The organism is Rugamonas sp. FW305-51 (genome assembly GCF_058786935.1).
Map to the genome: position 1 here is coordinate 93,599 of NZ_JBYSZG010000019.1, position 21,413 is coordinate 115,011.

General features: G+C 66.6%; 17 protein-coding genes and 1 pseudogene. 5 read left to right on the forward strand and 13 right to left on the reverse strand.

All coding sequences use genetic code 11. The features are described 5' to 3' along the window. Positions 1-8: 8 nt before the first annotated feature. From AC3WOS_RS15040 to pobA, 7 genes are all read right to left on the reverse strand, one after another. The gene (locus tag AC3WOS_RS15040; RefSeq protein WP_492716827.1) at positions 9-1,094 is read right to left on the reverse strand and encodes a WD40/YVTN/BNR-like repeat-containing protein; all 1,086 of its coding nucleotides are present in this window, start codon (positions 1,092-1,094) and stop codon (positions 9-11) included. 28 nt (positions 1,095-1,122) lie between these two features. Then, positions 1,123-3,555 (reverse strand): efflux RND transporter permease subunit, encoded by a 2,433-nt coding sequence (locus AC3WOS_RS15045; protein WP_492716828.1) that lies wholly within the window; start codon positions 3,553-3,555, stop codon positions 1,123-1,125. Between the two features lie 40 nt (positions 3,556-3,595). Then, on the reverse strand, positions 3,596-5,224 hold the full coding sequence (locus tag AC3WOS_RS15050) for a DUF1302 domain-containing protein (protein ID WP_492716829.1): 1,629 nt from the start codon (positions 5,222-5,224) through the stop codon (positions 3,596-3,598). Between the two features lie 26 nt (positions 5,225-5,250). Next, complete coding sequence (locus tag AC3WOS_RS15055; protein ID WP_492716830.1) at positions 5,251-6,675, reverse strand: DUF1329 domain-containing protein; 1,425 nt, start codon at positions 6,673-6,675, stop codon at positions 5,251-5,253. 287 nt (positions 6,676-6,962) lie between these two features. Beyond that, positions 6,963-8,453 carry an aldehyde dehydrogenase family protein gene (locus AC3WOS_RS15060; RefSeq protein WP_492716831.1) on the reverse strand — a complete coding sequence of 497 codons (1,491 nt, stop codon included), beginning with the start codon at positions 8,451-8,453 and terminating at the stop codon, positions 6,963-6,965. 16 nt (positions 8,454-8,469) lie between these two features. Beyond that, a complete protein-coding gene (locus AC3WOS_RS15065) occupies positions 8,470-9,675 on the reverse strand; it encodes a saccharopine dehydrogenase family protein (protein WP_492716832.1) in 1,206 nt (401 codons plus the stop codon). Between the two features lie 177 nt (positions 9,676-9,852). Beyond that, positions 9,853-11,034, reverse strand: coding sequence for a 4-hydroxybenzoate 3-monooxygenase (pobA, locus tag AC3WOS_RS15070; RefSeq protein ID WP_492716833.1), 1,182 nt, complete (start codon positions 11,032-11,034; stop codon positions 9,853-9,855). 178 nt (positions 11,035-11,212) lie between these two features. On the opposite strand from pobA, the gene AC3WOS_RS15075 reads away from it, so the two are divergent. Beyond that, the gene (locus AC3WOS_RS15075) at positions 11,213-12,100 is read left to right on the forward strand and encodes a helix-turn-helix domain-containing protein (RefSeq protein WP_492716834.1); all 888 of its coding nucleotides are present in this window, start codon (positions 11,213-11,215) and stop codon (positions 12,098-12,100) included. A gap of 27 nt (positions 12,101-12,127) precedes the next feature. Here the strand turns inward: AC3WOS_RS15075 and AC3WOS_RS15080 are convergent, their stop codons facing one another. From AC3WOS_RS15080 to AC3WOS_RS15100, 5 genes are all read right to left on the reverse strand, one after another. Further along, entirely contained in the window at positions 12,128-12,604 is a 477-nt protein-coding gene (locus AC3WOS_RS15080) for a MarR family winged helix-turn-helix transcriptional regulator (RefSeq protein WP_492716835.1), read from the reverse strand. A 172-nt stretch (positions 12,605-12,776) separates the two neighbouring features. After that, positions 12,777-13,538 carry an SDR family NAD(P)-dependent oxidoreductase gene (locus AC3WOS_RS15085; protein ID WP_492716836.1) on the reverse strand — a complete coding sequence of 254 codons (762 nt, stop codon included), beginning with the start codon at positions 13,536-13,538 and terminating at the stop codon, positions 12,777-12,779. Positions 13,539-13,725: 187 nt separating this feature from the next. Beyond that, a complete protein-coding gene (locus AC3WOS_RS15090) occupies positions 13,726-14,976 on the reverse strand; it encodes a thiolase family protein (RefSeq protein ID WP_492716837.1) in 1,251 nt (416 codons plus the stop codon). 17 nt (positions 14,977-14,993) lie between these two features. Continuing rightward, positions 14,994-16,868: a feruloyl-CoA synthase gene (locus AC3WOS_RS15095; protein WP_492716838.1), complete on the reverse strand. Its 1,875-nt coding sequence runs from the start codon at positions 16,866-16,868 to the stop codon at positions 14,994-14,996. Positions 16,869-16,898: 30 nt separating this feature from the next. Further along, positions 16,899-17,690, reverse strand: a complete 792-nt coding sequence (locus AC3WOS_RS15100; RefSeq protein WP_492716839.1) for a crotonase/enoyl-CoA hydratase family protein — start codon at positions 17,688-17,690, stop codon at positions 16,899-16,901. A 102-nt stretch (positions 17,691-17,792) separates the two neighbouring features. Between AC3WOS_RS15100 and AC3WOS_RS15105 the strand changes: the two genes are divergently transcribed. The 3 genes from AC3WOS_RS15105 to AC3WOS_RS15115 all read left to right on the forward strand — a co-directional run bounded on the left by AC3WOS_RS15105 (position 17,793) and on the right by AC3WOS_RS15115 (position 20,180). Continuing rightward, complete coding sequence (locus AC3WOS_RS15105) at positions 17,793-19,352, forward strand: acyl CoA:acetate/3-ketoacid CoA transferase (protein WP_492716840.1); 1,560 nt, start codon at positions 17,793-17,795, stop codon at positions 19,350-19,352. A gap of 178 nt (positions 19,353-19,530) precedes the next feature. Further along, entirely contained in the window at positions 19,531-19,770 is a 240-nt protein-coding gene (locus tag AC3WOS_RS15110; protein ID WP_492716841.1) for a ribbon-helix-helix domain-containing protein, read from the forward strand. Beyond that, on the forward strand, positions 19,770-20,180 hold the full coding sequence (locus AC3WOS_RS15115) for a putative toxin-antitoxin system toxin component, PIN family (RefSeq protein WP_492716842.1): 411 nt from the start codon (positions 19,770-19,772) through the stop codon (positions 20,178-20,180). Before AC3WOS_RS15110 ends, AC3WOS_RS15115 begins: the two co-directional genes overlap by 1 nt. A 28-nt stretch (positions 20,181-20,208) precedes the next feature. Here the strand turns inward: AC3WOS_RS15115 and AC3WOS_RS15120 are convergent, their stop codons facing one another. Then, positions 20,209-21,150, reverse strand: coding sequence for an IclR family transcriptional regulator domain-containing protein (locus tag AC3WOS_RS15120; protein WP_492716843.1), 942 nt, complete (start codon positions 21,148-21,150; stop codon positions 20,209-20,211). A 186-nt stretch (positions 21,151-21,336) separates the two neighbouring features. Between AC3WOS_RS15120 and AC3WOS_RS15125 the strand changes: the two are divergent. Next, a pseudogene (locus tag AC3WOS_RS15125) lies at positions 21,337-21,413 on the forward strand (protocatechuate 3,4-dioxygenase subunit beta); the annotation flags it as partial.

A 21,413-nucleotide genomic window follows, 5' to 3' on the forward strand; every position in this document is an offset into this window, starting at 1 on the left:
GTTGCGGTCTATTTCGCGTCCGCCGGGGCCGGCCCCATGGCGGACATCAGTGGCGGCGTGAAGCCGGCGTTGGGGAGCAGTGCGTTCAATGGCAGGCGGTCATACCGGTAGCCGGCGCGGAAGGCGACGCCGTCGTCGCTGCGCAGCGTCAGGCCGTCCTGGCCCACGGCCAGCACGCCGCCGTCGCTGCCGGTGCGCGCCATGCCGGTAATGGAGGCTGTTGTGCCGGTGTCGATGCGCGACCAGTGCTGGCCCGCGTCCGCGCTGCGGTACAGGGCGCCGCGCAGGCCGCCCACCAGCAGCGCACCGTCGGCCAGCGCCGTGCCGGTCCAGAACGAACCGCGGTAGCCGGTGGCCAGGTAGTTCCAGCTGGCGCCCTGGTCATCCGTGTGCAGCACATAGCCTTTTTCCGCCGCCGCGTACAGCGCGCCGCCGGGACCGGCGAACAGGCCGAACAGGTTCAGGTCCGCGCGCCGCGCGCCCGGTGGTGGCGACAACTGGCGTTCCGTCCAGTGGCGCCCGCCATCGCCGGTGGTGAGCACCAGCGACCACAGGCCCACGGCGACCCCGTGCGAGGCATCAAAAAAGTGCACGGCAAACAGGGGCCGGTCCTGGTCCGGCGCGCTGCGCTGGAGCTCCCAGCGCTCGCCGCCGTCCACCGTGTGCAGCACCACGCCCGCGTGGCCCACGGCCCAGCCCTCCTTTTCCGTGGCAAAGGACACGCCCGTCAGCGTCACGTCGGCCGGCACCTTGCCGGCCTGGCGCCAGGACTTGCCCTGGTCGTCCGACAGCAGCACGATGCCGTGCGCGCCGACGGCCACGGCGCGCGGCCCGGCCCAGGCGGCGGCCAGCATGCCTGCCTGGTGCGCATGGGCCGCCGTTTCGGCCGGCCGCAGACTCACCGGCCAGGCGCCAACCGGCGCGCCAGCGCCACCAACCACACCAGCCGCGCCAGCGCCGGCAGTATCGGCAGCGGCAACGGCGGTGGCAGCGGCGGTGGCAGCGGTGCTACCGCCTGCCGCCGCGGCAAGCGTCAGAGCGGACAGCAAGGTGGCCAGGGCGTCCAGCAGCTTGCCGTTGCATCGCGTTTTCATTTGATTCATCATCGCGTCCCTCGTGCGGTCAGTGTTGGAGCAGGCCGGGAACCCGGACCGGCCGCTTGCGCGGGAAGAGCCGTTCCAGCCACACGGCAAAGGCGGGCAGCGCCGTCATCGCCATCACCATGTTCACCATGAACATGAAGGCCAGCAGCTTGCCCATGTCGGCCTGGAACTTCAGGGCCGAGAACGACCAGGTGGCCACGCCGACGGCCAGCGTCACGGCCGTGAAGATGGTCGCCGTGCCCACTTCCAGGATCGCGTGTTCGAGCGCCTTGACGATGGGCTGGCCGTGCGCCAGGTGCAGCTGCAGCCGGTTGTAGATATAGAACGCGTAGTCGACGCCGATGCCCACCGCCAGCACCATCACCGGTAAGGTGGCCACCGTCAGGCCGATCTGCAGCTCCTTCATGAACCAATAGCCGATGAAGGTCCCCACCGTCAGCGGCAGGCAGCAGGCCAGCACGGCGCGGAAATCGCGATAGGTCACAAGCACCAGCAGCACGATGGCCGCGTACACATACAGCATCATCGGTAACTCGCTGTGCTCGAGCGTATCGTTGACGGCGGCCAGCACCCCCGCATTGCCGGAAGCGAGGCGGATGGTGACGCCAAGTTCGCTGTGGCTGGCGGCGAACGCCTCCACGGCTGCGATCACGCGGTTGATGGTGACGGCCTTGTGGTCGGTCAGGTACAGGTGCACCGCCGTCATGCTGCAGTCCTTGCGCATGGTGCCCCGGGTGCGGGCGATTTCCGTCGCCAGCGCCGCGAAGTTGGCCGGATCGATGGGAATGGACTCCATCTTCGGATTGCCCTCGTTGTAGCCGCGGTTGTACTGCTTCATCTGGTCCGAGAACGAGGCGATGGACAGCACGCCCGCCACCGGCTGCATGGCCCAGGTGAAGCGGTCCTGGAACAGGCCGATGTTGACGTTGCCGCAGTAGCCCACGCCCTGCCCTCCCCCTGCGGCTCCGGCGGCGTCGCCGAGGCCCTCGCTGCCGCCGGCAATCGCTTTCGCCTCGAAGATCACGGTCAGCCAGTCCAGCCCCGTGTCGTAGTTGCTGGCGATCGCCACCGCGTCGCGGTTGAAGCGTGCATCGGGCCGCAATTCCGGCGCGCCCGGCTCCACCGTGCCGATGACCCGGCCCTGGCTCTGCCACACGGCCAGGCCGAAGATGACCGCGACGACGCCCAGGCAGAGCGCCGCATTGCGCGGCCGGGCGATGCGCGCCAGCAGCCGCAGCCAGCCGGCGCGGGACTCGCGCAGCGCCATGGCGGCGTCGGCATAGGACCTGTCGATGCGGCAGTAGGAAGCCGCCACCGGCAGCATCACCAGATTGGTCACGATCTTGAAGGCCACGCCGAGCGAGGCGGCGATGGCCAGCTCCCGCACCATCGGAATCGGAATCAGCAGCAGCGTGACGAAGGACACCAGGGCCGTGGCCAGCGCCAGCGTGCCCGGCACCAGCAGGCCGGAAAAGCTGGCGCGGCAAGCGTCCATGCAGCTCTTGCCCAGCGAGACTTCACGCACGATGAAGTTGATCTGCTGGACGCCGTGCGACACGCCGATGGCGAACACCAGGAACGGCACCAGCACGGCCAGCGGATCGAGCCCGAAGCCCAGCAGGTGCAAGGCGCCGAACTGCCACACCAGCGACGTCAGCGAACAGGCGATGGGCAACAGCGTGAACAGGATGGAGCGGCAGTACCAGTACACGGCGCCCGCCGTCAGCAGCAGGGCCAGGGCGAAGAACTTCAGCACCGACCTGGCCGAATCGGCGATCTCGCCCACCTGCTTGGCAAAGCCGATGATCTCGATGGTGAAGCCGGCGTCCTCGTAGTGCTGGCGTATCTGCTGCTCCAGGATGCCGTTGTAGGCCACGTAGTCGAGCTTCTTGCCGTCCTTGTCCGTCTCCAGCAGTTCGGCACTGATCATGGCGCTGTCCTGGCCGCGCGACACCAGGGTGCCGACAAAGCCGCCCTGGGCCGCCGCCGCCCGTATCTTGGCGATGGCCGCTTCGTCCAGCCGGTCCGGGGTGACGCTGCCGTCGATCAGCGGATCGGCGCGGAAGCCCTCCTCCGTGATCTCGTTGACGAAGGAGTTGGGTGTCCACAGCGACTGCACGCCCAGCCGCTCCACGTTCGGCAGGAAGGTCACGGCCTGGGTCACGTCATACAGGCGTTTGAGTCCCGCCGCCGTCCAGATCGTCCCCTGGCGCGCCCGCACCACGATGTTGAGGCGGTTGGCCCCCATCACGTCGTTGCGGTAGGTGCGGAAGGTTTCCACATACGGATGGTTGGTCGGCATCTGCTTTTCGAAGCCGGCCTCCATCCGCAGCTGCCAGCCCAGCCAGCCCATCACCACCGTCAGCGCCAGCAACGCGGCCATGAGCAGCCGGCGCTGCCCGAAGCAGAGCGCTTCGAAACGCTCCAGCAAGCGCGGCGCAGGTCGGGTCATGAGCGGCTCCCTAGTCATGTTGTCGTCCATTCCAGTCCGTTCAGAAGTTGCGCGAGATGGTCACGCCGACAAAGCTGCGGTCGCGATAAGGCTGGTCGAACACCGCATTGCCGCCCATGAAGCGCGCGTAGTTGACGGCCACCTGCCAGTTGGCCGGGTTCTGGATGAAACTCAGCGTGAAGTTGACCGACTGCGCGCCCTTCATGAACGTGGCGGCGCCGTTGGGCGTGCGGCCGCTAAGGGCGCGGAAGTAGTACACCTCCGGCACCACCTGCCAGCCCGGCACCAGCGAGCCGTCATACACCCAGCTGAAGTCGAAGTTCACGCCCGAGGAATTGCGGGTGCCCACGGCCACCGGGGTGCCGGTGGGCGAATATTCCTGGCCCCAGCCCCAGCCGCCGGCCGACACCAGGTCGTCGCCGTACTGGTTCTGCAGGTGCGGGAAGCGGATCGCCACCGCCTCGGCCAGCAGGGTGCCGGAATCGGCGTGCAGCAGGCGCAGGATGGCCGGCGCCGTGTCCGGCGTCAGGCTGAACATGCCGGTAACGGCGGCCTGCATGCGTGCCGTGTCGACCCAGCAGTTGCCGCCTTGCGAGGAGCAGGCCGTGGTGGCCGCGTTCAGCGTGGCGCCGTCGCGCGGCCGGTAGGACAGCTCGGAACCGACCGCCCAGTCGCCGACGGGGAAATTGGCGGACAGGCCATACAGGCGCCTGTCCTCGCCATACACCCAGCCCATCGCGCCATTGGGATTGTTGAAGGTGAACGACGGCGACTTGTCGTGGTAGTTGATGGCGTAGGCGCCCAGGTTCAGCTGCGTGCCGGTCGGCTGGTAGCGCAGCGATACGCCCCACTGGCCGCCGTTGCGGGCCTTGGTCTCCTGCAGGAAGTAGTCGTCATGGCCGGCGCCCAGGCCGTTGAAGGTGGACCAGTAGCTGCCCGTGGGCGGCATGTAGTTGGCGTTCCAGCCCAGCTGCACGTAGGCTTCCGCGTTCAGGCCATGGCCCAGGCCCGCCGCCGCGCTGACAATGGGCGCCGGCAGGATCGCTTCCTTGATCTGGGTACCCGGTTGCGACAGGCGCATCAGGTCCACCGCATTGGTGACGTTGATGCCGCCCGGGATGAACAGGCTCTCGCCCCAGCTGATGACCTGGTTGCCGGCGCGGATGCGCAGCATGTGGTCGTCGATGTCGAACTTCTTGCTGACCCACAGGTCCAGCAGCCGCGCCTTGAAGCGCAAGTCCTTGCGGGCGTCCGGCGCCAGGTTGTCGTCCAGGCCGGGCGGCGTGGTGGCGCTGGTCCAGCCGGTGGTATGGGTGGCCGTGAAATCGCGCAGCCAGCTGACCCGCCCCATCGCCGTCCAGTCCTCGGGGAACTTGAGCAGCAGCTCGTGCGAGCCTTTCAGGTAGGTGGTAAAGGCATCGTGCCTGGCATAATTCAGGTCGCCCTGGTCGCCCAGGCTGCTGGTCGGCGACAGCACGCCGGCCGGACCGCCCGTATTGCCGGCCGTGATGAGGCCCGCATCCGGGCCCCTGGTACGGATGCCGGTGCCGACGCTGATGGTGGAATCGAAACTGCCCGACACGAAGCCGGTGTTAAAGGTTTCGGCACGCGCTGCCACGCTGGCGACGAGCGCACCGAGGCCGCAGGCCAAGATAATTGGCTTGTTCATGGAACTCTCCCGGGTTGGCTGGCGGATCAGCGGTCGCTGATGGCTCGCAGGTTTTCAGAGGTGAAGAAGGACGCTTTCATGCGCTCGCCGCGTGTCTCGGTGAGCCATTTCACGTCGCTGCCCGCGCCTACCGTGTTGAAGTCGAAGATGTAGCGGCCTTCGGGCAGGTTGTACTGGCCGAACGCCAGCACGTCGCAGGTGCCCGTCTCGTAGACCGGGACCAGGTAGCCCTCCCTCACCTTCCACAGCGCGCCCTGCACGTCATAATCCTCGGCCAGCACGACGTTCCAGCTGTCTTCGTCAAGATAGAAGGTGCGCTTGGGCGAAACGTGCCGCGCGCCCTGCTTGACGGTCGCCTCGATCACCCACACGCGGTGCAGTTCGTAGCGGCGGGTGCTGGTGGCCAGCGCATTGCGCTGTACCACGTCCTGGATCTTGGCCTTGAAGTCGTACACGCCGAACACGTTGTACGGCACCAGCACTTCCTTCTTGCCGGAGATCTTCCAGTCGAAGCGGTCCAGCGTGCCGGTGAACATATTGGTCTCGTCCAGCAGGTACTGGTTCTCGAAGCCGATTTGCGGCGCATCGTAGGCGTAGGCCGGCAGGCGGCGCACGCGGCGCTGGCCGGGGAAGTAATAGAACGTCTCGCTGCTCGGCGTATCGAGATAGATGCTGGCCGCCAGCGCCTGGCCGGCCAGCGCCGCCGGCGACTTGTAGCTAAAGTAGGTGAAGTATTCGATGTTGCCGACGTCGGCCAGGTTGTTCGAGCCCTTTTTCCCGGCCGGGAAGAAGTAGGTCTGTTCGAAGCCGGCCTGTATCCAGTCCTCGCTGCCACGGCGCGGCGACACGAAGGTGTAGCCGTTCTGGAAATCCACGCCCACGCCGCGGTAACGCATCTTCATGTTCATCATGGCCTGCGCGCCATTGGCCGGCACGGGGAACGGCGTGCCCGGTACCACCGCCGATTTCAGGCTCCAGCCATCGTCGCCCAGCTTGGCCGTGCCCACGTTCTTGCGGGTGTTCTCGGCGATGAAGTCCGGCACGCCGCAGCTGCGGCGGGTCGGGTAGACCTCCATCTGGAAGCCCGGGTTCTGCTTGAGCAGGGCCTGCTGGCCCGGCGTCAGCGCATCGGCATGCTGCGCCAGGTTGGCGGCGTTGACCGTGTACAGGACTTTATCGTTCTTGTACTTCCAGTAGTCCTTGCGCAGTTTTCCCCATGCCCAGCCGTCGCTGGCCTGCGTTTCGTTCTTCCAGGCCGGGATGCGGCCGTCCTTGTTGCCGGCCACCTCGGCGCCGAGCGGCGTGAGGGTAGTACCCAGGTGGGCGGCATCGGCAGCCAGCGCCTGGCCGCCGGCCGCGGCCAGCAATGCAGCGCAGGCAATCAGGCTACGCAGTGCGTCAGGCCGGAAGGCAGGACGGTGCGGGCAAAAGGAAGTATTCGGGTGAGCCATTTTCATATTCTCCAATCTGATCATGGGCGTGCCCTGGTCCGGGATTCGGACAGGACACTTTCTAGCTTGTTATAAGTCGAATTTTTAATCGGATTTGAAAGCCAGGCGGGATACGTTCGCCCATTCATTTACCGACCATGTACCTTTTTTATTAACAGCGACTGGATACAAATATAACCGAGTAATTGTTCAGTTTCCAGCGATTTATGACATTGTTGTAAAAATAAGTGAGGCCTGCCAGCGGACGCGTACACAATCACGGCGGCCGCCCGCCGTGGCCGCGCCGTTCAGCCGCCGCGCGCCCCCTGCCGATACCAATTCCAGTCGCAGCCATGGTCAAACCTGGCGATCTGCTTGACCTCCAGGAAGGCTTCATAACCGTGGCGCCCCAGCTCCCGGCCCAGGCCCGACGCCTTGTAGCCGCCCCACGGCAGCTGGGTAAACGTGGGCTGCGAACAGTTGATCCACACTACACCGGCGCGCAGTTCCCTGGCCACCCAGTCGCAGCGCGCCAGGTCGTCGGACATCACGGCGCCGGCCAGGCCGTAGCGAGTGTCGTTGGCCAACGCCACCGCTTTCTCCTCGGTGTCGAACGGATGGACGCACAGCACGGGGCCGAACACTTCCTCGCGCCAGATCCAGCTGTCGAGCGGCACCTCGGCAAAGATGGTGGGCTCGATGAAATAGCCGCGCGCCAGGTGCGCCGGCCGGCCGCCGCCGGTGACCAGCCGCGCCCCGCACGCGCGCCCGCGCGCTATCCCCTCCAGCACCCGCCGGTACTGGCCGGCCGATACGATGGGCCCCATCTGCACGCCGTCCCGTCCGCCGGGTCCCAGCACGATGCGCTCGGCGGCCATCTTCAATTTGGCCAGCAAGGCTTCATACACGGGCCGCTCGACCAGCACGCGCGAAGTGGCGGAACAGATCTGGCCCTGGTTCCAGAACACGCCGAACTGTATCCACTCCACCGCCTTGTCCAGGTCGCAGTCAGCGAAAATAATGAACGGCGACTTGCCGCCCAGTTCCAGGCTGACGTTGCGGATGTCGCGCGCCGCCGCCTGCATCACGCGCGACCCCGTGGCCTCGGAGCCGGTAAAGGCCAGCTTGTCGATGCCGGGATGTTCGCTCAGCGGCGCCCCCGCTTCCTGCCCCAGGCCCGTCACCAGGTTGAACACACCGGGCGGCAGGCCGGCGCGGTGGAAGAAACGCGCCAATTCTCCGCAACTGAGCGGACACAGTTCGGACGGCTTGAGCACCACGCAGCAGCCCGACGCCAGCGCCGGCGCCACCTTCCACGCCGCCATCAGCAAGGGGAAGTTCCAGGGCGTGATAGCGCCCACCACGCCCACCGGCTCCTTGCGCACCCGGCATGCAAAGCGGGCGTCGCCCACATCGACCGCCGTCTCGCCGTCCGCCTCGGCCTGTTCGGCCATGTCGGCGTAATACTCGAAACAGAACGCCGCGTCGCCGATATCCCAACGCGCCTCCTTGAGCGGTTTGCCGTTGTCGCGCATCTCCAGCAGCGCCAGTTGCTCCAGGTTGGCGCGGATGTCGGCCGCCACCCGGCGCAGGATGTCGGCGCGGGCGGCGGCCGGCATGCGCGGCCACGGTCCGTGGTCGAAGGCGCGGCGCGCGGCCTGCACGGCCGCCTCCACGTCGGCCCGGGTGCCGGCCGCCGCGCGGGCGAACACTTCCTCGCTGGCCGGGTCCACCACGTCCATGAAGACGCCGGCCGCCGGTTCGACGAAGGCGCCGTCGATGTAGAGCAGGTTACGCATGTCTCCCCCTGCCCGGTCAGGCGATATCGCGCGTGAGCGTGATGGCGAACTTGCGCTTCTCCGCTTCGCGGAAATAGCTGGTGGCGTCGAAATAGGCTTCCGGTGCGTACACGCCGGGCCGGCGCGGCTCACTCAGCATCAGCTGCACGGCGATCGAGGCGTTCATCGACGTGGCCGCGTCCACATAGCCGTCGTACATGGGATCGGGACGGACGATGACCTGGCAGCGCACAGTGGCGGCCTGGCCGCGTACCCGGCCATGGCCGATGGCGAAGTGGATCTCGTGGCTCTGCTGCTGCGGAATGCGTTCCTGGTTCTCGGCGATATTGCGGCTGATGACGGCGTTGAGCACATCGAGCGGACGCACGGCCACGCCGTTCACTTCCACCGGCCGCTCGAAGTCGCCGAAGCCGGCCTTGACCAGGCCCACCCACGCCTCATGCTCGCGCTGCGGCAGGTGCAACTTCCAGGTGAATTCGCGGATACCCTTTTCGCGGATGCCGTCGGCCAGCGGCACCGTCAGCTGCTCCGAGTGGATCGAGTACATGAACTCGCAGCGGCCCCACGGCTGCGGCAGGTCGATGGTTTCGATGCCGGTCTGGGGCAGGCATTCCACGTGGCGGCCGTCCAGGAACTGGATGCAGGGGTGGGCGTATTCGGCCAGCACGGTCGATACGCTGTACGGCGGCACCAGCACCGGGTTCTCCGGCCCCGTCAGGGTGGCGGCCCAGTACAGGTTGATGCTGTCCACTTCATCCAGCTGGTCCGCCACGGCGCGGCAGATCACGTTCGACATGCCGGGATCGGCGCCCACGCCCAGCACCGCCACCACGCCGGCCTGGCGGAAGCGCTCCTGCCACTCCAGCTGCTTGACGGTGTAGGTGCCCAGCCCGCCCAGGTCGACGTAGTCGACGCCGGCCGCCAGCGCGGCGCGGAAGATGGCCATCTGGTGGCCGGCCAGCGTGGGCACGGCGTTGACGCAGATGTCGGCGCCGGCCAGCGAGCGCGCCAGCGCGGCCGGATCGGCCACGTCCAGGTCGTGCAGGGTGAGGCGGGAATCGTCCAGCTGTTCGCGCAGCGCCACCATCCGTTCGCGATTGGTGTCGAACAGCCGCACTTCGGCGATGCCCACGATGGCGCGCTCCGACAGCAGGTCGCGGATGACGCCCTGCCCCATCATGCCCGCACCGCCGAGGATGGCGATGGTTGCCTTCTTCTTCATCTGTACTGCTCCTTTCGCTTGTTGGTTGACCTGCGCATCTGGCATAAACCGACGTTTAGTTCGGTTTTTACAAAATACTACCGGAAAACCTGCTTGCGGCGGAGAAAATAAAATGAAAAATACGACTAAGTGTTCGTTTTATGGCACACAAGTGTTGGCGCCACGCGACGGCCAGGCCTATTCGACCGGCTCGTACGGCAGGCCGACGTAGTTCTCGGCAATGGTGGTGCGGCCGGCCTCGGTGCTGGTGTAGTAGGCCAGTTCGGCCTGCTGGATGCGCTGGTTGAAGCCATCGTCGTCGAACTTGTGCAGCACGGACGTCATCCACCACGAGAAGCGCTCGGCCTTCCAGATGCGGCGCAGGCAGATATCGGAATACTTCTCCAGCAGGTCGGTGCGGCCCTCGTGGTAGGTCCTGCGCAGCGCGTGGTACAGCGTGTGGACGTCGCTCGACGCCAGGTTCAGGCCCTTGGCGCCCGTGGGCGGCACGATGTGGGCGGCGTCGCCCACCAGGAACAGGCGGCCGAACTTCATCGGCTCGGCCACGAAGCTGCGCAGCGGCGCGATGCTCTTTTCGATGGACGGCCCCGTCACCAGGCGGGCCGCCACGTCGTCCGGCAGGCGCGACTTGAGCTCGTCCCAGAAGCGCTGATCGGACCAGGTGTCGAGGTCTTCGTCCAGCGCGCATTGCACGTAGTAGCGGCTTAACGTGGGCGAACGCATGCTGCACAGGGCAAAGCCGCGCGGGTGGCGGGCGTAGATCAGCTCATCGGACACGGGCGGCGTGTGCGACAGCACGCCCAGCCAGCCGAAAGGATAGACCCGCTCGAAGGTCTTGATGGCGTCCTGCGGCACCGACTTGCGCGACACGCCGTGAAAGCCGTCGCAGCCGGCGATGTAGTCGCATTCCAAGGTCACCGTCGCGCCATTCTTGACGAAGGTCACGCGGGGCCGCTCGCCGCAGAAGTCGTGCGGCTGCACCTGCTCCGCTTCGTAGATGGTGATGCCGCCGCTGGCCTCCCGCGCCGCCATCAGGTCGCGCGTCACTTCCGTCTGGCCGTAGACCATCACACTCTTGCCGCCGGTGAGGCCGTGCAGGTCTATCCGTTCACGGCGGCCGTCGAAACAGATCTCGAAACCGGTGTGTACGTGGCCCTCGCGGTCCATGCGCGCGCCCGCCCCGGCCTGGCGCAGCAGGTCGGCAAAACCCTGTTCCAGCACGCCGGCGCGGATGCGGCCCAGCACATAGTCCGGTGTACGCGCTTCCAGTATCACGGTGGCGATACCCTGCTGGTGCAGCAGTTGGCCGAGCAGCAATCCCGAAGGCCCGGCGCCGATAATGGCGACTTGTGTTTTCATCTTCCGTATCCTCAAAGCCCGCGGACGGCCCATGCCGTGCGCCGCGGGGTCAGGCTGCATGGTCGCCCCGAAGAGAAATTCACGGAATGGACATTTCGGCGTTAATATTGGACTTTTCGCGGATCGCGCCCTATTTCGTGCGCCGCCGCCGCCAACCCTTTCCGTCACGGGCGATGCCATGAACAAAGCCGGCGAAGTACCAGTCTTCAAGCTATACGGCGAATCGGAACAGTGGATCACACCCGACCTGGTCCACTGCGAATCGATCGCATCGCGCAGCAGCTTGCACAATTGGCATATTGTGCCGCATCAGCATCACGGGCTGTTCCAGCTGCTGTTCCTGGAACGGGGCCACGCCCGCATCACGCTCGACGAAGCCCAGTGCGACATGCGCGCCGGCCAGGTACTGCTGGTGCCGCAGCGCGTCATCCACGGTTTCCAGTTCAACCGCCACGCGCAGGGCCACGTGATCACGATTGCCTATCCCCTGCTGGAGCGGATCGCGCGCCACCTGGGCGAGGAATTGGCCGTGCTGGGCGCGCCCGGCCTGCACTCGCTGGCCGGCGATGCGGACGGGCGCCATGCGCGCATGACTTTCGGCGCGCTGGCGGCCGAGTACCGCCAGCCCGCGCCGCACCGCCAGGGGCAAATAGAGGCGCTGCTGACGACCATCCTGGTCTGGGCCAGCCGCAAGGCCATGCTGCTGCTGCCGGCGCAAGTGAACGACAAAGGCGGCAGGCATTTCGCCCGGTTCGAGCGGCTGATCGAGGAAAACTACGCAGGGCATTACCCGGTAGGCTATTACGCGCGGCAGATCGGCATCACCTCGGCCCACCTGAACGCTATTGCGCGCGGCCATGCCGGCAAGTCGGCGCTGGAGCTGATACATGAACGCGTACTGCTGGAGGCCAAGCGCAACCTGGCCTACACGTCCATGACGGTCAATGCCGTGTCGTATGCGCTGGGGTTTGCCGATCCGGCCTACTTCACGCGCTTCTTCAAGCGCCGCATCGGGCTGGCGCCCAGGGACTTCCAGCGCCAGGCCGGCAGTTTGATGGGCCGCTAGCCTTGGACTTTTAGTGTATGCGAGGCGTCAGCCTATCTTCTGCAGCAGGCGTATCAGTTCGGCGCGCTCGGCGTCGGTCAGCGCGTTCGATGCCGTCGCTTCCAGTTCGCTGGCTGTCTTTTCGGCCTTGTCGCACAGGCGCAGGCCCTCGGCCGTCAGCACCAGCGTCTGCGACCGCTTGTCGAGCGGGTTGCGCTGGCGCTGCAACAGCGCGCGCTGTTCCAGCCGGTCCAGCAGGGTGGCCACGTTGGGCGGCGACACGCTGATCGCATCGGACAAGCGCTTCTGGCTGATGTTGGGATTGGCCTTGAGCAGGCTCAGTACCGTGAATTCGACTGGGCGCAAGTCGTACTTGGCCATGCGCTTGTCGAACATGGGCTTGATGTGCAGGTAGGCGCGCTTGCAGTTGTAGCCGACCAGGCTCAGAAGCAGGCTCTGGTCGAGCTCCTGCTCCGCGGCCTCCTGGATGGAACTGATAAGTTGTTGCGATTTCTTGTGCGGCATGGTCAGGCAATGAAAGTGATGGGCGGCGCCCCGCCCGGCAGCCGGCATGTTACCACGCAGCCCCGGCGCGGCGACGGCTGCGCCGGGCGACGGCGAGGCGAAGGTGGCGCGTCAACGCGGCGATGACCGGAGCGGCGAAGGCCGGGCGGCGGCGCGGCGGCGCGGGCCCGCCTCAGCGCGGCGGCAATCGCAGCGCGCCATCGAGCCGTATCACCTCGCCATTGAGCGACAGGTTGGTCACGATGTGCAGCGCCAGCGCCGCGAACTCGCTGGCCTTGCCCAGCCGCTTGGGGAACGGGATGGAGGCGCCCAGCGATTGCTGCACTTCTTCGGGCAGCTGGTACAGCAACGGCGTGAGGAACAGGCCGGGCGCCACCGTCATCACGCGCACCCCGAACTGCGCCAGGTCGCGCGCCAGCGGCAAGGTGAGCGAGGCGATGCCGCCCTTCGATGCGGCGTAGGCGGCCTGCCCCACCTGGCCATCGTAGGCCGCCACCGATGAAGTACACACGATCACGCCCCGCTCCTGGTCTTCCAATGGCGCCAGCGCCACCATGTCGGCCGCCGCCAGCCGGATCGCGTTGAAGGTGCCCACCAGGTTGACGTTGACGATGCGGCTGAAATCGTCCAGCGGCATGGGGCCGTCCCTGCCCACCAGGCGCCTGGCGCCGCCGATGCCGGCGCAGTTGACGAGGATGCGCGCCGGCCCATGCACGGCGCGGGCCGTGGCCAGCGCGTCGCGCATGCCGGCCTCGCTGGTGATATCGCAATGGACGGCAACGCCGCCCACTTCGCACGCCAGCGCCTGCGCCGCCTCCAGGTTCACGTCCAGCACCGCCACCCGCGCGCCCGCCTGCGCCAGCTGGCGTACCGTTTCCGCGCCCAATCCCGATGCGCCGCCAGTTACCAGTGCGGCTTGACCTTGTATTTGCATGTGATGCTCCTGTGATGTGATTGATGGTGCGGCCAACCTGACGCCGACGGGCGGCTGGAGAGCGGCTCGAGTGCGGCTGCAGTGTGGCTGCAGTGCGGCTGCGGTGCGGCTGCGTTGTGGCTGCGGTGCGGCTGCAGTGTGGCTGCGGTGTGGCCGCGGTGTGGCTGCGGTATGGCTGCGGTGCGACTCATCTCGCAGCCGGGTTTTCGATCAGCAGCGCAATGCCCTGGCCACCGCCCACGCAGGCCGAGGAAATGCCATAGCGCTTGCCGCTGCGTGCCAGCTCGCGCGCCAGCGTGACCGTGAGGCGCACGCCGGTGGCGGCCAGCGGGTGGCCAAGCGCGATGGCGCCGCCGTTGACGTTCAGCCGTTCGCGCGTCAGCCCCAGCTCCCGCTCGACGGCAAGCACCTGGGCGCCCTGCGCCTCGTTGATCTCGAAGGCGCCGATATCGTCCTGCGCCAGTCCGCTGCGGGCCAGCAGCAGCCGGATCGCGGCGGCCGGGCCGATGCCCATGTATTCCGGCGCCACACCGACGGCGGCAGCCGCCACCACCCGCGCCAGCGGCGCGCGGCCGTGCGCGCGCGCGTACGCGCCCGAGGCCACGGTGGTGGCAGCCGCCCCGTCCACCAGGGCCGAGCTGTTGCCGCCCGTTTGCACCCCGCCGTCGTAAAGGGTACGCAGTTTGGCCAGCACCTCCACGGGCGAGGGACGCGGGTGAGTATCGCGCGTCACCGCGCCAATCTTGGGCGGCAGTGCGATGCTACGGGTGGCGTAGCCCTCCAGTTCAAAGGACTCGTTATCGACGGCGACGATTTCGCCATCCAGGAAGCCGTCCTCCTGCGCGGCCAGGGCACGGCCGAACGACAGCGCCGCGTAACGGTCGACGTCGGCGCGGCTGATGCCGTATTGACGGGCCAGGTTTTCCGCCGTCTGCGGCATCGTCACGCCGGGCGCCGGATCGGTCAGCGCCTCCCACATATAGTCCTTGAACTCGACGGGCGCCCCCAGCCTGAAACCGGTGCGGTGGCCGAAGGCGGCGATGGGATTGCGCGTCATGTTCTCCGTGCCCACCACCAGCACGGCGTCCGCATAGCCGCGCGCGATCTGGTCGCCGGCCTGGCGTATCAGCTCGAAGCCCGTGCCGCAGATGCGCTGCACGTTGATCGCGGGGACGTCCATCGGCACGCCCGCGTACAGGCCGATATGACGCGGCAGCATGTACTGGAAGAAGTCGCCCGGCGCCATATTGCCCGTGATGACGGAGCCGATATCTGCCGCCGGTACGCCGCAGCGACGCAGCGCTTCGCGCGCCACCTTGATACCCAGGTCGGTGGGCGAAATGCCACCGAAATGGCTGCAGTAGTCCACCATGGGCGTACGCACACCGCCCAACATCCATACGTCATCGAAAGTGGCATAGAAACCGTTGTTTGTCATTTGCAGTCCTTGTCTGGTCAGGATTGGGGATGGAGGACGGCCGGGTCGGCGTCGTCGTACAGCGCCTGCACCAGCGCGGCGCGGTGGGTGAGCACGGCGCGCTGGTTGATCGACCCCTTGTCGGTGATTTCGCCCTGGTCGATGCTGGGCGGGTCGAGCAGGACCAGCGCCCGCGCCACGCGGTTGGCGCTGCCCGTGCCCTGCTGGTACAAGCGCTCCAGCATGGCCTGGAAGAAGGCGCGCACGGCCGGCGCTCGCAGCACCTGCTCATCGGGGGCGCCGTCGCCCAGCGCGGCAAGGCGGCGGCACAGCTGGCGGTTGGGCAGGATCAGGATGCCGACCTCCTTGCGATCCTGGCCGGCCACCACCACGTCCTGCAGGTAGGGTGCGCCTTCCTGTAGGATGCGCCCGCGCAGCGGTCCCACACTGACCCAGGTGCCGGTATAGAGCTTGAAGTCCTCGGCCACCCTGCCGTCGAAGATGAAACCAAGGTCCGGCTGCGCCGGGTCGAACCAGCGCACGGCGTCGCCCGAGCGGAAGTAGCCTTCCTCGTCGAAGGCGGCCTCGCTCTGCCGCGGATCGCGCCAGTAGCCGGGCGTGACGTTGGGACCACGGTAGCGGATCTCCGTCTTGTCGCCATCGGCCAGCAGCTTGACGGTGATGCCGGGCAGCGGCACGCCGATCTGCCCCGCCTGTACCTGCTGCTGGACCACGAACAGCGACGACGGCGCCGTCTCCGTCATGCCAAGCCCGCAGTTCATCACGATGCGTTCGCCGCAATCGCGTTCGGCCACGGCGTGCAGCCGGTCCCAGATCGCCTGCGGCAGCGCGGCCGCCGCGTAGAACTGCATGCGCAGCCGGCTGTGGAAGGTAGCGCTGAGGGCGGGATCGGCCTCCAGCGCATAGGCCAGGTCTTCCCAGCCCTTGGGCACGTTGAAGTAGACGGTGGGGGCAATCTCGCGCAGGTTGCGCAGCGTCGTCTCCATGCCCTGCGGTGTGGGACGGCCATCGTCGATGTACAAAGTGCCTCCGTTGTAGAGCACCAGGCCGACGTTGTGGTTGCCGCCGAAGGTGTGGTTCCACGGCAGCCAGTCGACCAGCACCGGCGGTTCCTCGGCCAGGAAGGGCCAGGTCTGCAGCATCATCTGCTGGTTGCTGCACAACATGCGCTGGGTGTTGATGACGGCCTTGGGCATGCGGGTGGAGCCGGAGGTGAACAGGAACTTGGCGATGGTGTCCGGCCCCGTCGCCGCGCAGGCCGCGTCCACGTCGCCGGTCGGGCGGGTGGCTGCGAGATCGGCGTACAGGGTGGCGGCGCGCCCGGGCGGCGGCGAGGCCGTCACCACCAGTTCGACGTCGTCCGGCACGCAGGCGCGGATGGCGGCGCCGTATTGCGCGCCGCAGGCGGCGAACACCATGCCGGGCGTCAGCAGCTGGAGCACGTGGCGCAGCTTGTCGTAGTCGCGCGACAGCAGCGAATAGGCCGGCGAGATGGGAGCATAGGGAATGCCGACGTACTGGCAGGCCAGCGCCAGCATCGCATGTTCCAGGTCGTTGTCCGACAGGATCAGCAGCGGCCGTTCGGCCGACAGGCCCCGTCGCAGCAGCGCCTGGCCGATGCTGCGCGCATGGTCCAGCGCTTCGGCATAACGAATGTGGCGCCAGGCGCCTTCGCCGCCATTACCGCCATTACCATCGCGGCGCGCCATGTAGCTGCGCTGCGGCGCCACGGCGGCCCAGTGGCGCAGGCGGTCGGCCATCCGTTCCGGATAGGGTTGAAGGTCCTGGCGCACGCGCACGTGGACGGCGCCGCCGGCCCGGGGTTCGACGTCCACGCCGCCGATGCCGAAAGCCAGCGGGCGGTAGCGCGGTGGGGATGATGCGTGGGTCATGCGTGTCTCCTGTCTTTTTTTGGTTTTCGCTCAGGCCCTGAACTGCACCTTGCTCGCCTTGTGTTCGAGGAAGGCCAGCAGCCTGCCGCGCGTGTCCGGATCGCTGACGGCCACCGCCGCCATCAGCGATTCGGTCACCATGCCGTCCTGGATGGATTGGTCGGCTATGCGCGGCAGTACGTGCATGACGCCGTAATTGGTCATATCCGCATTGGCGCCCACCTTGCGCGCCAGCTCCATGGCCTTGGCCAGGCCCTGCCCCGGTGCCACCAGGTATTGCGACACGCCGAGCCGGTGGCCCTCCTCCGCATCGAGCACGCGGCCCGTCAGCATCAGGTCCGTCATGGCAGGCACGCCGATCAGGCGCGAGATGCGCACCGAGCCGCCGCCGCCCACGAACAGGCCGCGCTGCCCCTCCGGCAGCGCGTAAAAGGCCGAGCTTTCGGCCACCCGGATATGGGCCGCCGACGCCAGTTCCAGTCCGCCACCCACCACTGCGCCGTGCAGCACGGCAATCACGGGCACCCGCCCGAACTGCACCTGCTCGAAAGCGGCATGCCACATGCGCGAGTGGTGCATGGCCTCGCCAGTGGCCCGTTCGCGCAGCTCGGACAGGTCCAAGCCGGCGCAGAAATGCTCGCCTTCGCCAGCCAGCACCACGGCCCGCACAGGCTCCGGCAGCTGTTCGAAGGCGCGCCGCAGCGCGCCGATCAGCACGTCGCTCAGCGCATTGCGCTTGGCGGCGCGGTTGATGCTGATGCAGGCGACCGCACCGTCATAAGTCACGTTTAACAGCCCGTTCGATTGCTGTGCTGGATCCATGCTGAAGCCTTCCGAATTTAGTTATAAAACATAATGATTATTTAGTATAATAAAAAATCAAGAAAAAGCAAGCGTGACGAAAACTGACCGGGGAGCAGCAGGATGAAGATCATTAGCGCCGACGACGTTGGCAACCTGATAGAGAACGACGCCACCCTGTTCCTGGGTGGACTGGCCATGACGGGCCTGGCCGAGGAAGTGCTCAAGGGGCTGGAGCGCAGCTTCCTGGCCAGCGGCCGGCCGCGCAACCTGACCACCTGGGCCTGCGGCGCGATCGGCAACGGTGGCGACGGCGGCATGGTGCACTTTGCCCATCCGGGCATGATCCGGCGCACCGTGGCCGGCCACTTCGGCCAGACCGGCAAGGAGATGATGAAGATGGTGTTCGACGGCGAGGTCGAGGCCTACAACTTCCCGCAAGGGTCGCTGTCGCACCTGACGCGCCACATCGCCGCCCGCACGCCTGGCTTGCTGACCAAGGTGGGGCTGGGCACCTTTGTCGATCCGCGCCAGGAGGGCGGCAAGCTCAATGGCCGCTGCAGCGAGGACCTGGTGCGGCTGGTCGAATTCGGCGGCGAAGAATGGCTGCACTACCCCTGCCCCCGGATCGACGTGGCCATCATTCGCGGCACGCTGGCCGATGAAAGCGGCAATATCACGCTCGACAAGGAAGGCGCCCTGCTCGAACAGCTGTCCATCGCACAGGCGGCGCGCGCCTGCGGCGGCATCGTCATCGCCCAGGTCGAGCGCGTGGTGCGGGCCGGCAGCCTGCATCCGAAAACAGTGAAAGTACCGGGGCTGCTGGTCGACTACGTCGTCATCGGCCAGCCGGAAAACCACAGGCAGTCGATCGCCACCGGCTTCGATCCGGCCCTGTGCGGCGACCTGCGCGTGCCGCTGGGATCATTGGCGGCCATGGCGCTGGACGAGCGCAAGGTGATCGCGCGCCGCGCCGCGCTAGAGCTGGCGCCGGGCGCCGTGAGTAACCTGGGCATCGGCATCCCGGCCGGCATTCCCTCCATCGCGGCCGAGGAAGGCGTGGCCGACCTGCTGCAACTGAGCATAGAGAGCGGCATCAACGGCGGCGTGCCGGCGCAGTTCGGCGATTTCGGCCTGGCCTACAATCCCGACTCCATCATCGAACAGGCCGCGCAATTCGATTTCTACGACGGCGGCGGGCTCGCTGCCAGCTTCCTCGGACTGGCCCAGGCGGACAGCCGGGGCAACGTCAACGTCAGCAAATTCAATGGCCGGCCGGTGGGCTGCGGCGGCTTCATCAACATCACGCGCGCCACGCCCAGGCTGGTTTTCTGCGGCACCTTCACTGCCGGCGGGCTGGAGGTGGAGGTGGGCGATGGCCGGCTGCGTATCGTCAGCGAGGGCAAATCGCGCAAGTTCATCGAGCAGGTCGAGCAGATCACGTTCAATGGCCTCGACGCGGCCCGGCGCCGCCAGCAAGTGCTGTTCGTGACGGAACGTGCCGTGCTGCGCCTGACGGCGGACGGCCTGGAACTGACGGAAATCGCGCCCGGTATCGACCTGGAACGCGACGTGCTGGCCCATATGGGTTTCCGGCCCCTCGTCAGGGATGTCAAACTGATGGACGCGGGCCTGTTCCAGGCGCGCTGGGGTGGATTGAAGCAGGCGCTCGGCAAGACGTGATGCGACGCGCGGTGCGCGCGTATATTTGGTCCCGGGACAATGCGCTCTCGTTTATCGTACCGGCTTGAACTGGCCGTCGATTTGGCCTATAAACTTACATAGGCGTAGATGCCATGCATGGACAGCAAGCATTAGCTGTCCAATTTGCTTTGGCCGATAAACTATTTTCTAAAGACTTATGAGCCAGATACGTTGGAATATCGCCGTTTCGTCAGAAACCGATCAGTCGCTTCGCACCTTCCTGGCAAGCCAGGGTGGCGGACGAAAAGGGGAGCTATCGCGCTTCATCGAAGCAGCCGTTCGCGCCCACATCCTGGAATTGACGGCCGAGCAGGCAAAGGCGGCCAATGCCAGCTTAACCGAAAACGAATTGAGCGCCATGGTTGACGAAGCAGTGCAATGGGCACGTGATAATTGATGCGTGTGGTGCTCGACACTAATGTGTTGCTCTCCGCGCTGATTTCATCGCGCGGCGCCCCCGACGTTATTTACCGCGCCTGGCGTGCCGCCAGATTTCAAGTAGTCACATCCCTGATCCAGTTAGACGAGCTGCGCAGGGCCAGTCGATATCCAAAATTCCAGGCCGTGCTGCAACCGCATCGGGTCGGAGCGATGGTCAACAACCTTCAGCGCGCCATCGTGCTGGAGCATCTCACGTCGGACATAGAGGCCGACGACCCAAATGATGCATTCTTACTTGCCATGGCGCTCGCCGGAGATGCGGACTATCTGGTAACCGGAGACCGTCGGGCGGGCCTTCTGCAGCGCGGGCATTTCGGCCGGACCCGTATTGTTACGCCGGCGGCATTTTGCGCTGACATCCTCTGAGCCGCAAGCGCAGCCGCCAGCCAGCCGCCTACAGCAGCGCCGCCAGCTCCACCTGCACCTTCAACAGCGACGGCAGGCAGCGCTCGACGATCTCCTCGACCGGCATGCGGGCCGCATGCAGGCTCACGTTCATGGCCGCCACCGTCTCGCCGCGAAAATTGCGCAGCGGGACGGCGATGGTGCGCAATCCCAGTTCCAGCTCCTGGTTGACGACGGCGTAGCCCTGCGCGCGGGTGCGCGCGATCTCCAGCAGCAGCCGCTCCTTGTTGACGATGGTGTGTTCCGTCAGCGCCTCCGGCTGTGCCCTTGCCACGTACTGCTCCACCTGCGCCTGCGGCAGGCTGGCCAGCAGCACCCGCCCGTTGGCCGTGCAGTAGGCCGGCACCCGGGTGCCCGGCTGCAGCGTGGCCGATACCACGCGGCCAGCACTGACGGCGGCCACGCACACCAGCTCATCGCCTTCGAGCACCCCGGCCGACGCGGCCTCGCCCAGCGCGTAGGCCAGCCGGTACAGCAAGGGCTGGACGATGCGCGGCAAGCGAGCCGAATGCAGATAGGACTGGCCCAGCCGCAGCACCTTGGGCGTGAGCGAAAACACCTTGTCCTGCTGGCGCGCGTAGCCCAAGTGGACCAGCGTGATCAGATAGCGCCGCGCCGCCGCCCGCGTCAGCCCCGTGCGCTCGGCCACTTCGCTGATGGTGAGCTTGGGGCGTTCCTGGTCGAACGCCTCGATCACTTGCAGCCCCTTGTCCAGACCCGCTATCAGGTCGCGCGCCGGCGGCACGGGGACGGAAGCGGGATCAATGTCGTTGCCGGCACCGATGCTGGTGCCGAGCCCAGTGCCAGCGCCGGTGCTGACACCGATGCTGGCGTTGGCGTTGGCGTTGGCGTTGGCGTTGGCGTTGGCGTGCATGCTTGTGTCGATGCCGGCGGCTGTGCCCGTGCCGGTGCCCTTGTCACTGTCGCCCATCAAATAATCCTCAATTTGTGCGCATATCGCACAAACTGTGCGAACCACGGCTATGCGCTGCATTTGACCGCTTGTTTCGGCCCCATCATCGACCTAGGATAGTGAAACACGATCAACGACCGGCCACCTTGAGCGATTATCGCACAACACCGGGTCCGGCCTACCACCCCAACCAGGAGACGAACCGTGCATTTCGATACCGTCGCTAGCGGCATCCATCCGCAGCTGATTTACCCGCCCTACAAGTCCACGCTGCTGCGCGG

Excerpts from the sequence above, each read along its gene's own strand:
- AC3WOS_RS15040 (WP_492716827.1), bottom strand. The coding sequence starts at position 1,094 with ATGAAAACGCGATGCAACGGCAAGCTGCTGGACGCCCTGGCCACCTTG.
- AC3WOS_RS15045 (WP_492716828.1), bottom strand. The coding sequence starts at position 3,555 with ATGACCCGACCTGCGCCGCGCTTGCTGGAGCGTTTCGAAGCGCTCTGC.
- AC3WOS_RS15050 (WP_492716829.1), bottom strand. The coding sequence starts at position 5,224 with ATGAACAAGCCAATTATCTTGGCCTGCGGCCTCGGTGCGCTCGTCGCC.
- AC3WOS_RS15055 (WP_492716830.1), bottom strand. The coding sequence starts at position 6,675 with ATGGCTCACCCGAATACTTCCTTTTGCCCGCACCGTCCTGCCTTCCGG.
- AC3WOS_RS15060 (WP_492716831.1), bottom strand. The coding sequence starts at position 8,453 with ATGCGTAACCTGCTCTACATCGACGGCGCCTTCGTCGAACCGGCGGCC.
- AC3WOS_RS15065 (WP_492716832.1), bottom strand. The coding sequence starts at position 9,675 with ATGAAGAAGAAGGCAACCATCGCCATCCTCGGCGGTGCGGGCATGATG.
- pobA (WP_492716833.1), bottom strand. The coding sequence starts at position 11,034 with ATGAAAACACAAGTCGCCATTATCGGCGCCGGGCCTTCGGGATTGCTG.
- AC3WOS_RS15075 (WP_492716834.1), top strand. The coding sequence starts at position 11,213 with ATGAACAAAGCCGGCGAAGTACCAGTCTTCAAGCTATACGGCGAATCG.
- AC3WOS_RS15080 (WP_492716835.1), bottom strand. The coding sequence starts at position 12,604 with ATGCCGCACAAGAAATCGCAACAACTTATCAGTTCCATCCAGGAGGCC.
- AC3WOS_RS15085 (WP_492716836.1), bottom strand. The coding sequence starts at position 13,538 with ATGCAAATACAAGGTCAAGCCGCACTGGTAACTGGCGGCGCATCGGGA.
- AC3WOS_RS15090 (WP_492716837.1), bottom strand. The coding sequence starts at position 14,976 with ATGACAAACAACGGTTTCTATGCCACTTTCGATGACGTATGGATGTTG.
- AC3WOS_RS15095 (WP_492716838.1), bottom strand. The coding sequence starts at position 16,868 with ATGACCCACGCATCATCCCCACCGCGCTACCGCCCGCTGGCTTTCGGC.
- AC3WOS_RS15100 (WP_492716839.1), bottom strand. The coding sequence starts at position 17,690 with ATGGATCCAGCACAGCAATCGAACGGGCTGTTAAACGTGACTTATGAC.
- AC3WOS_RS15105 (WP_492716840.1), top strand. The coding sequence starts at position 17,793 with ATGAAGATCATTAGCGCCGACGACGTTGGCAACCTGATAGAGAACGAC.
- AC3WOS_RS15110 (WP_492716841.1), top strand. The coding sequence starts at position 19,531 with ATGAGCCAGATACGTTGGAATATCGCCGTTTCGTCAGAAACCGATCAG.
- AC3WOS_RS15115 (WP_492716842.1), top strand. The coding sequence starts at position 19,770 with ATGCGTGTGGTGCTCGACACTAATGTGTTGCTCTCCGCGCTGATTTCA.
- AC3WOS_RS15120 (WP_492716843.1), bottom strand. The coding sequence starts at position 21,150 with ATGGGCGACAGTGACAAGGGCACCGGCACGGGCACAGCCGCCGGCATC.